Raw genomic sequence first — 6,634 nt, 5'->3', positions numbered from 1 at the left:
CCGACCCCCCCCCCCCCCCCTTCTTCCCCCCACCGACCCCTTTTCCCCCCCCCCCCTACCCCCCCCCCCCCCCCCGCTCCTCTCCCGGGGTACCCCCCCCCCCCCCCCCCCCCCCCCCCAGGAAGCGGCGGGGTCAGCCCACGGAGGAGTAGGCGATGATGCCGCGGCGGAGGCCGTCGACGGCCTTGCGGGCGGTCCTGCGGAGGTCGGCGTCCTCGCCGGCGGCGTCCTGGATCTGGCCGAGGACGTCGATCAGTTGCTTGGTCCAGCGGACGAAGTCGCCGGCCGGCATGTCGGCGTCGCGCAGGACCTGGTCGAGGTTGTGGCCGAGTGCCCAGCGGTAGGCGACCCAGGCGAAGCCGAGGTCGGGTTCGCGCTGGCCGACGCCCTCGGCGGTGTTGATCCGGTGCTGCTCCTCAAGGGCGTCGAGGTGGCCCCAGATCCGGACCATCTTGCCGAGCGCCTCCTTGGCCGCGCCCTCCGGCACCCGGGGGGCGCCGGCGTCGTCGGACTGGCGGGCCTCGTACACCAGCGCCGAGGCGCAGGCGGCGAGTTCGGCGGCGGCGAGGCCGCTCCAGACGCCCTCGCGGATGCACTCGGAGGCGAGCAGGTCGAGTTCACCGTAGAGCCGGCCGAGCCGCTTGCCGTCGTCGGTGACGGTGTCGCCGCGCAGGTAGCCGAGGTCGGTGAGGAGGGCGCAGACCCGGTCGAAGGTGCGGGCGATGGTGTGGGTGCGGGAGCGCATCCGGCGTTCCAGCAGTTCGGTGTCGCGGTGGAGCCGGTGGTAGCGCTCGGCCCAGCGGGCGTGGTCCTCGCGGTCGGAGCAGCCGTGGCAGGGGTGCTGGCGCAGTTCGGTGCGCAGCCGGGTGATCTCCGGATCGTCGGCGGCGGCGGCGCGGCCGCGCCGGAACCGGTCGGGCTCCAGGTGGCCGGCCTTGGTGCGCAGGGCGGAGGCGAGGTCGCGCCGGGACTGCGGGCTGCGCGGGTTGAAGGACTTGGGGATGCGCAGGCGTTCGATCGCGGCGACCGGGTGCGGGAAGTCGATCATCGCGAGCCGCTTGACCTGCCGCTCGGCGGTGAGCACCACCGGGCGCGGGCCGTCCTGGAAGTCGGGGTGGCGGGTGCTGCCCCGGCCGGAGCGGCTGACCGGCGGCAGTCCGGGGTCGAGGACGAGGGCGAGGCCGGCGAACTTGCCGGTGGGGACGTGGATGACGTCGCCCGGCTTGAGCTGCTCGATGGACTCGATGGCGGCCGCGCGCCGCTGGCTGGTGCCCTCGCGGGCGAGTTCGTTCTCGCGGTCCTTGAGCCGGCGGCGCAGGTCCATGTACTCGCCGAAGTCGCCGAGGTGGCAGGTCATGGACTCGCGGTAGCCCTCCAGGCCCTCCTCGTTGCGCTGGACCTGGCGGGCGAGGCCGACCACCGAGCGGTCGGCCTGGAACTGCGCGAAGGAGGTCTCCAGCAGTTCGCGGGAGCGGTGCCGGCCGAACTGGGCGACGAGGTTGACCGCCATGTTGTAGGAGGGCCGGAACGAGGACTTGAGCGGGTAGGTGCGGGTGCCCGCCAGGCCGGCCAGCGCCTCGGGGTCGAGGCCGCGCTGCCAGAGCACCACGGCGTGGCCCTCGATGTCGATGCCGCGCCGCCCGGCCCGGCCGGTGAGCTGGGTGTACTCGCCGGGGGTGATGTCGGCGTGGGTCTCGCCGTTCCACTTGACCAGCTTCTCCATGACCACCGAGCGGGCGGGCATGTTGATGCCGAGCGCCAGGGTCTCGGTCGCGAAGACGGCCTTGACCAGGCCCTTCACGAAGAGCTCCTCGACGACCTCCTTGAACCGGGGCAGCATCCCGGCGTGGTGGGCGGCGATGCCGCGCTCCAGCCCGTCCAGCCACTCGAAGTAGCCGAGGACGTGCAGGTCCTCGTCGGGGATGTCGGCGCAGCGCTCCTCGACGATCGCCCGGACCTGGGCGCGCTCGGAGTCCTTGTTGAGCCGCAGCCCGGAGCTGAGGCACTGCTGGACGGCGGCCTCACATCCGGCCCGGCTGAAGATGAAGGTGATCGCGGGCAGCAGGCCCTCGGCGTCGAGCCGGTCGATGACGTCGACCCGACCTGGGGTCCAGACCTTGCCGGGGCGGCCGTTGGGCATGGAGCGGCCCCTGCCGCGGCCGAAGCGGTCGCGCGGGTTGCGGTCGAGTTCGGAGCGGGCGAGCCGGACCAGCTCGGGGTTGACGGCCTTGCCGGGGTGCTTCAGGTTGTGCTTGGGGCGGCCGTCGCGGTCCGGGTCGGCGAACAGGTCGTACATCCGGTTGCCGGCCATCACGTGCTGCCAGAGCGGCACCGGGCGGGTCTCGGAGACGATCACCTTGGTGCCGCCGCGGACGGTGTCCAGCCAGTCGCCGAACTCCTCGGCGTTCGAGACGGTCGCGGAGAGCGAGACGAGGGTGACCGACTCGGGGAGGTGGATGATGACCTCCTCCCAGACGGCGCCGCGGAAGCGGTCGGCGAGGTAGTGCACCTCGTCCATGACGACGTAGCCGAGGCCGTCGAGGGTGCTGGAGCCCGCGTAGAGCATGTTGCGCAGCACCTCGGTGGTCATCACCACCACGGGGGCGTCGCCGTTGACGGTGTTGTCCCCGGTGAGCAGCCCGACCTTGGCGGCGCCGTAGCGCTTGACCAGGTCGCCGTACTTCTGGTTGGACAGCGCCTTGATCGGCGTGGTGTAGAAGCACTTGCGGCCCGCCTGGAGGGCCAGGTGCACGGCGAACTCACCGACGATGGTCTTCCCGGAGCCGGTGGGGGCGGCGACCAGGACGCCCGAGCCGGCCTCCAGGGCCTCGCAGGCCTCCAGCTGGAAGTCGTCCAGGGGGAAGTCGTACAGCTGCTGGAAGCCGTACAGGGCGGTGGCCTGCTCCTGGGCCCGGCGACGGCTGGCCGCGTACGCCTCGGCGGGGCTGAGCTCCCGGTCGTCCTGGGGCTCTGGATCGGGGGTGTTCATCGCCGTCCGGGTGTGATTGGTGTGATCTCGCATCTCAGCGAGAGGTTACCCGGGTGGACCGACATCGATAGCACCGTTTTCCGGGCACGGACGTGACCCCCGGGATCACTTCCCTCTCAGATCCATAGTTGCAAATGTCTTCAAGTGATCCGGAGGGCGCCAGGTTCGAACGTCTCCGGTCATTCGCGGTGGAATCCCCCGGTCACTGCCTACCTTCGTGAGCCACAGCCACCAACTCACGGGAGGACAACAACGATGGCGAACCTGGAGACGTCCCTCAAGGAGGCCATGGCCATCGACGGCGCGATCGGCGTCGCCCTGGTCGACTACGGCAGCGGCATGGCCCTCGGCAGCCTCGGCGACGGCGGCGAGCTGGACCTCAACGTCGCCGCGGCCGGCAACACCGACGTGGTCCGCGCCAAGATGCGCGCGATGGAGATGCTCAACCTGCACGACAACGAGATCGAGGACATCCTGATCTCGCTGACCCACCAGTACCACATGGTCCGGCCGATCACGACGCCCGGCGGCCGCGGCCTGTTCCTCTTCCTGGCGCTCAACCGCAACCGCGCCAACCTCGCGATGGCCCGCCACCAGCTCAAGCGGATCGAAGTCTCGCTGGAGATCTGAACCGACCGACACCAGGGAAGGGGGGCCACGTGACGATGGGGGTACCTCCCGGCCGCAGGCTGGGAGAGCTCTACCAGGCCAAGGCCGAGTTCTTCCGGATGCTCGGCCATCCCGTCCGGATCCGCGTCCTGGAGCTGCTCCAGGACGGACCGACGCCGGTCCGCGGCCTGCTCGCCGAGCTGGGGGTCGAGCCCTCCAGCCTGTCGCAGCAGCTCGCGGTGCTGCGCCGGTCGGGCATCATCACCGCCACCCGGGAGGGCAGCACGGTGGTCTACGCGCTGGCCGGCGGCGACGTCGCCGACCTGCTGCGGGCAGCCCGGCGGATCCTCACCGGGCTGCTCGCCGACCGGAACCTGCTGCTGGCGGAGCTGCGGGCGGCGGGCGGCGAACAGCCGTTGCCGGAGGCGGTCGGCGGGTCCGGCACCGGGTGACGGCTCACAGCGAACAGTCTTACGGCTCACGGCTCACGGCCCCGCGCCGACCGGCCCCGCGCGGCGCCCGGCTACTCCCTGAACAGCTCCACCAGCGCGTCCGCGAGCCGCTCGTACTCCGCCGCCCGGTTGTACAACTGGGCGCTCACCCGCAGCAGTCCGCCGCCGTCGGGCCCCGGCCGGCCGGTCGCCCGGATGCCGTGCCGCCGCCAGAGCTCGGCCACCAGCGCCCGGGTCGCCGCCTCCGTGTCGAAGCGGCCCCCCGGCAGCCGCACGGTGCGCATCCACACCTCGGGTGAGGCGGGCAGCGGCCGCAGGCCCGCGCGCTCGGCCAGCACCCGCTGGCCGTACCCGGCGAGGGCGGCGTTGTGCCCGGCCACCGCCTCCCGGCCGAGCCCGCGCAGCAGCTCGAAGCCGGCCGGGGCGGCCAGCCACGGCGTGTAGTCGCAGGTGCCCCGCCATTCGACGTTGGCCGGGAATCCCCGGTGGTGCTCCCAGGACAGCGCGAGCGGGCGGACCCTCGCGGTCCACTCGGGCCGGACGGCGAGCACGCCGGTGGCGCGCGGGGCGAAGGCCCACTTGTGCAGGTTGCCGAACCAGAAGTCGGCGTTCGGGTCGACCGGGGCGGGCAGCATGCCGGGCGCGTGGGCGCCGTCCACCACGGTGGTCACGCCGCGTTCGCGCAGCTCGGCGACGAGTCGCGGGGCGGCCACCGTGCGGGCGGTGAGCGAGGTGATCCGGTCCAGCACCGCCACCGTGGTGCGGCCGTCCACCGCGGCGAGCACCGCCTCCCGTACCGCCTCCTCGTCGGGGGCGTCCGGCGGGACTTCGGCCACCACCAGTTCCGCGCCGGTCTCGGCGGCCTTGCGGGCGACGGCCTGGTTGACGGCGCCGTAGCCGTGGTCGGTGACCAGGACCCGGTCACCGGGGGCGAGGGGGATGGTGTCGAGGGCGATCGCGACCGCCTCGGTGACGTTGGCGACCAGTGCCAGGCGGTCCGGGTCGGTGCCCAGCTCGGCGCCGATCCGCGTCCGGGCCCGGGCGATCCGGTCGGGCAGGTCGGCGAAGAAGCCGTCCGGGTCCAGCTCGTGTTCGGCCCGCAGCCGCTCCTGCTCCCGCTGCACCGGGACGGGCACGGCCCCGTACGAGCCGTGGTTCAGGTGCGCGGCCTCCGGTGACAGGCTGAACAGGCCGTCGGCGGACGTCAGTGGGGTCGGGGGTTCGAGGATGCTGAGGTCATCGGCCACGGACTCCTCCTCGTGATGTGTGACATTTCACACGGCAGACTACTGGCCGGGTCGCTCCCCGCACGACCACCATCGGGCCGTGACCATCACCGACGCCTTCCTCTCCCTCAGCGCCCGCACCGGCCGGTTGGGGTACGGCGCCCCGCGCGCGTACACCCTCGCCGAGGACGGTACCCGGCTGCTGCTGCTCCGCTCGACCGGTCCGGAGGATCCGGTCGACCGCCTCCACCTGCTGGACGTCACCACCGGCACCGAGCGCCTGGTCGCCGACCCGGCCGCGCTCGCCCCGGGCCGCAGCGGCGAACGCGACGAACTGCCCACCGCTGAGCGGCGGTTGCGCGAGCGTACCCGGCTGGTCGCCGCCGGGATCGGCGGCTACGCGGCCACTCCCGACCTCGCCACCGCCGTCTTCACCCTGGACGGCCGGCTGTTCCGCACCGACACCGCCACCGGCACGAGCGTCGAACTGCCCACCGCCGGGCCCGCGTTCGACCCCCGGCCGGACGCCGGCGGCCGGCGCGTCGCCTACGTCGCCGACGACGCCCTCTACGTCACACCGGAGTCGACGCCGCTCTCCCCCGCCGACGGCGCGCGCTGGGGCGTGGCCGAGTTCGCCGCCGCCGAGGAACTCGGCCGCGCCCGGGGCCACTGGTGGCGTCCGGACGGCGGCGCGCTGCTGGCCGCGCGGGTGGACGAATCCGCCCTCCCCCGGCGCTACTTCGCCGACCCGGCCCGTCCCGGCGAGCCCGCCGAGGACTTCGCCTACCCGCAGGCAGGCGGGCCCAACGCGGACGTCCAGGTCTGGGTGCTCGGCCTCGACGGCCCCCGGGTCGAACTGCGGTGGGACGCGACGGAGTTCCCGTACCTGTGCGCCGCCTCCTGGGCCTCCGACGACGAAGTGCTGCTCACCGTCGCCGACCGGCTGCAACAGAACGTGCTGCTGCTCTCCGCCGACCCGTCCACCGGCGAGACCCGTGAACTCTCCCGCACCACCGACGCGTTCTGGGTGGACGAGCTGCCCGGCACCCCCGCCCGGCTGCCCGACGGCCGCCTGCTCACCGTCCACGACACCCCGCAGGCCCGCGGCCTCGCCCTGGACGGCAAGCCGCTGGACACCGCCGGGCTGCAGATCCGCCGGGTGGTCGGACGCTACGACGGGCGACTGCTCTGCGAGACCGGCCAGGGCGACCCGGCCGACCAGTACGTCCACCTGGTCGACCCGGACGGCGGCGCGCCCGAACTCCTCAGCAGCGGCGGGGGGGGGGGGGGCGCCCCCCCCCCCCCCCCCCCACCCCCTGCTGCCCCCCCCCCCCCCCCCCCAACCCCCCCGCCACATC

Annotated in this window: 5 protein-coding genes; 3 read left to right on the top strand and 2 right to left on the bottom strand. The window is 73.6% G+C overall.

Going from position 1 to position 6,634, the window contains the following annotated elements; all coding sequences use genetic code 11:
- Positions 1-133: 133 nt before the first annotated feature.
- The gene (locus tag ACZ4WV_RS27375) at positions 134-2,989 is read right to left on the bottom strand and encodes a DEAD/DEAH box helicase (protein ID WP_465751179.1); all 2,856 of its coding nucleotides are present in this window, start codon (positions 2,987-2,989) and stop codon (positions 134-136) included.
- Positions 2,990-3,244: 255 nt separating this feature from the next.
- On the opposite strand from ACZ4WV_RS27375, the gene ACZ4WV_RS27370 reads away from it, so the two are divergent.
- Complete coding sequence (locus ACZ4WV_RS27370; protein WP_465751170.1) at positions 3,245-3,619, top strand: hypothetical protein; 375 nt, start codon at positions 3,245-3,247, stop codon at positions 3,617-3,619.
- A 35-nt stretch (positions 3,620-3,654) separates the two neighbouring features.
- On the top strand, positions 3,655-4,050 hold the full coding sequence (locus ACZ4WV_RS27365; protein ID WP_465751169.1) for an ArsR/SmtB family transcription factor: 396 nt from the start codon (positions 3,655-3,657) through the stop codon (positions 4,048-4,050).
- 71 nt (positions 4,051-4,121) lie between these two features.
- Here ACZ4WV_RS27365 and ACZ4WV_RS27360 read toward each other — a convergent pair whose 3' ends face one another.
- On the bottom strand, positions 4,122-5,297 hold the full coding sequence (locus tag ACZ4WV_RS27360) for an aminotransferase class V-fold PLP-dependent enzyme (RefSeq protein ID WP_465751167.1): 1,176 nt from the start codon (positions 5,295-5,297) through the stop codon (positions 4,122-4,124).
- Positions 5,298-5,376: 79 nt separating this feature from the next.
- Here ACZ4WV_RS27360 and ACZ4WV_RS27355 point away from each other — a divergent pair.
- Positions 5,377-6,634: DPP IV N-terminal domain-containing protein (locus ACZ4WV_RS27355; RefSeq protein WP_465751165.1), on the top strand; the 1,258-nt coding region annotated here is incomplete at its 3' end.

This window comes from Kitasatospora sp. NPDC029312, from assembly GCF_055569215.1.
This window is presented reverse-complemented; position numbering and strand designations above follow the sequence as displayed.

Bases quoted from the DNA above. Each gene is read 5' to 3' on its own strand.
- ACZ4WV_RS27375 (WP_465751179.1), bottom strand. From the start codon at position 2,989: ATGAACACCCCCGATCCAGAGCCCCAGGACGACCGGGAGCTCAGCCCC.
- ACZ4WV_RS27370 (WP_465751170.1), top strand. From the start codon at position 3,245: ATGGCGAACCTGGAGACGTCCCTCAAGGAGGCCATGGCCATCGACGGC.
- ACZ4WV_RS27365 (WP_465751169.1), top strand. From the start codon at position 3,655: ATGGGGGTACCTCCCGGCCGCAGGCTGGGAGAGCTCTACCAGGCCAAG.